Origin of the sequence: Flavonifractor plautii ATCC 29863, assembly GCF_000239295.1 — a bacterium.
Lineage (GTDB): Bacteria > Bacillota > Clostridia > Oscillospirales > Oscillospiraceae > Flavonifractor > Flavonifractor plautii.
The window spans coordinates 4,092-6,818 of record NZ_JH417698.1; the positions used below are offsets into that span (position 1 = coordinate 4,092).

Annotated in this window: 2 protein-coding genes and 1 tRNA gene (1 of these 3 cut by a window edge); 1 reads left to right on the forward strand and 2 read right to left on the reverse strand. The window is 53.0% G+C overall.

All coding sequences use genetic code 11. The features are described from left to right. Positions 1-33: transfer RNA gene (locus HMPREF0372_RS20315), tRNA-Thr, on the forward strand (it extends 75 nt beyond the left edge of the window). Positions 34-148: 115 nt separating this feature from the next. Here the strand turns inward: HMPREF0372_RS20315 and HMPREF0372_RS05910 are convergent. Next, on the reverse strand, positions 149-1,345 hold the full coding sequence (locus HMPREF0372_RS05910; RefSeq protein ID WP_039996777.1) for a tyrosine-type recombinase/integrase: 1,197 nt from the start codon (positions 1,343-1,345) through the stop codon (positions 149-151). Then, the gene (locus tag HMPREF0372_RS18680) at positions 1,317-1,943 is read right to left on the reverse strand and encodes a helix-turn-helix domain-containing protein (protein ID WP_007489805.1); all 627 of its coding nucleotides are present in this window, start codon (positions 1,941-1,943) and stop codon (positions 1,317-1,319) included. The genes HMPREF0372_RS05910 and HMPREF0372_RS18680 overlap by 29 nt, the downstream gene beginning before the upstream one ends. Positions 1,944-2,727: the final 784 nt, after the last annotated feature.

Consider the following 2,727-nt stretch of genomic DNA (forward strand, 5'->3'; position numbering starts at 1 on the left):
AGGTCTCCGGTTCAAATCCGGATAGCAGCTCCACGAAAACCCGTTGTCCCGCAAGGGATAGCGGGTTTTTGCTTTTATTCCCTTTTAATTACTTAGGCAAAAAACCCATACAAAAACCCATACCGCCCCTAAAAATCAGCCGGACAGGTCAGCCCTGCCCGGCTTTTTTTATTGCATCCCGGAAGATCTGAGAGGCTCGGCGGCGGCTTTCTGCGTCTGCATGGGTATACATGCGGAGTGTCACAGCCTTGTCGCTATGGCCCAGGGCTTCACTCACAGAGGCCACATCTGCCCCGGCGGTGATCGCCACACTGGCAAAGGTGTGCCGTAGCTTGTGAGGGTGGAAGTCTTGGATTCCATACCGCCGGGAGAACTGGCGGAAGTAGTGTGTCGGGCTGGTGGGGTGCATCGGCTCCGGGCTTCCCTCCTGAGTGAATACGAAGGCGCTCATGGCCCGGCTTGCCTGGTCTGTGCGAAGCTGACGCAGTAGCACCAAAGTATCAGGCCCCAGGTCGACAACGCGGCTCTTGTCACTCTTTGGGGTGTCGATATATACACCCTTTTTTGGTGTATAGCAAAGGTTTCGCCGGATGGTTGCGGTGCTCTGCTTAAAGTCTATATCTTGCCACTGGAGGCCGCACGCCTCACCCCGGCGCACGCCGGTGTCAATCAGAAGGCGAATAAAGGTCTGCCATTTGAGCGGCTCATTTTCCAGCGAGGCCAGTATCTCGCCTACCTCTTGGGCGGTGTACGCCTCCGGCTCCTTTGGTTTCGCTTCTCCCTTACGGGGCTTTGGGCGGGCCACTTTGTCCATCGGATTCCGAGGTATGGCGTCGGCCAGATAGGCCATTTTGAACAGGCTGTTTAGGATGGTGTACGCCTTCACAACGGTACTGTGGGCCTTGCTCTTGCTCTGCATGTCCAGCAATAGCGCGGTGATCTGGGCGGACGTGACCTCCGGCATCTTGAAATCACCCAGCGCCGGGTAAATCCATTTGTCCAAGTTCCCTTGATAGGTCGAGCGGCTGTTCTCGCTCATGGTGACGCTCTTGGCGGGCATAAACACCATTTCGCCATACTGGCGCAAGGTTTGGATCTTGGCCGCCTCTTCGGCCTCCTGGGCCTGCTGCTGGCGTTTCTCCGCTCTGCTGATAACCTCACCGGCCTGGGCCTCACGCTCGAACTCTGCGGCCACACGGGCCAGCTCCCGGTCTATGGCCTTTTTGCTCCAGCCCTCCGGGGGATACCACCGCCGGGTGAGGTATGATTTTGAACGGCCACGGCTGACGCGGATTTCATAGAATACCGCGCCGGCCTTATTTGTTTTCTTCCTTGCAGATGGCATCTTCCTTCGCCTCCCTCTGTCTCTTTTCTAGCATGCGGGCTTTTAACTCTAATGCGGAGAAATCCGGAAGTTTAATGTAGTCTTCTAACACATCAAAAAGGGATTCGGTCAGGAGAAAACGCTTCACCCTTACATTTTTTCGTTCTTCGTAAATACTTGATACAGTTTTTGACCACTTTTTTGCACGATCAACAGCTCCAATATAATCGGAAACCGCAGAGGCAAAATCGCTAAACTGTGGTGAACTTACAAGCATACTCAGCACAGCACCGGATACACCAGCATAATTGATTTTGTCGTCTGCCAACTGCTGGGCAGCCTCGTCCATAATGCCCATATCAGCAGCGGTTAACTCCGCAGTGCTTTTTTTCTCATAGTCTGAAAGGCCCACAAGGTAGTCCGCTGAAACATCAAAGAAAGAAGCAATCGCTCTCAGTTTTTCAATATTTGGCTGTGCCGAACCGTCGGTATACTGCGATACAGCCTGCCTAGATATCTTGAGCTCCTTCGAAAGCGCAGTTATGGTTATTCCGCGATCATCAAGCAGCTTTCTAAGACGGCTCGGGAAAGGCTCATTATATTTTTCTTGCGTTGCCACATTCTACACCACCTAAAGCGAAAGAAATAATTGCGATTATGAAAAATAAGCAATAAAAACTTGCCTTTCAAATTTGCTTGCGGTATCATGGAAATAGAAAGAAAAACTTGCGATGGATTCAGTATAGCAGGCCGCTCTTTCTAAGTCAAGCGAAACGAAAAGAAAAGGAGTTGAAATTGTGGACGAAAAGGCACGGGAAGCCCAGCGCGCATATATGCGCGAATGGCGGCGAAAAAACAAGGACAAGGTAAGGGAGAGCAATCGGCGGTATTGGATGCGTCGGGCTCAGAGGACGGCAGAGAAGGGAGATGGAGATAGAAATGATTCCTTTCCAAAAGATACCAGATGCCAGTAAGACCACCGGCCTCAGCCAGTATTATCTTCGTAATGGATGCAAAGATGGTTCAGTCCCGCACATTAAGAGCGGTACTGTCTACTTGGTCAATATTCCTGCACTTTTACGGAAGCTGGGGGTGGAAAACGATGAGCGACAAAAAGAAAACCCGCCCCGCTGGTGACACAGCAGGACGGGTAGTGGAAACGGGGTCGGCTTCGCGGGCGGACACCACTTCCAACCATGATTCTACTACATCCATCCCCCGGGCGCAAGCAAAGATCGCAGACCTTCTTCTTCCAGGTAGGGAGAACGCGATACCCCGCCGGGAGCGGCGCGAAGGGAGGCCCATTCTGGCGGATAACGCCATACCCGCCACCGAGTATGAAAGGGCCGCCTTCGTGCGCCACAGGGCGGCGGAAGCAATAGACCGGGCGGGGGTGTGATGTG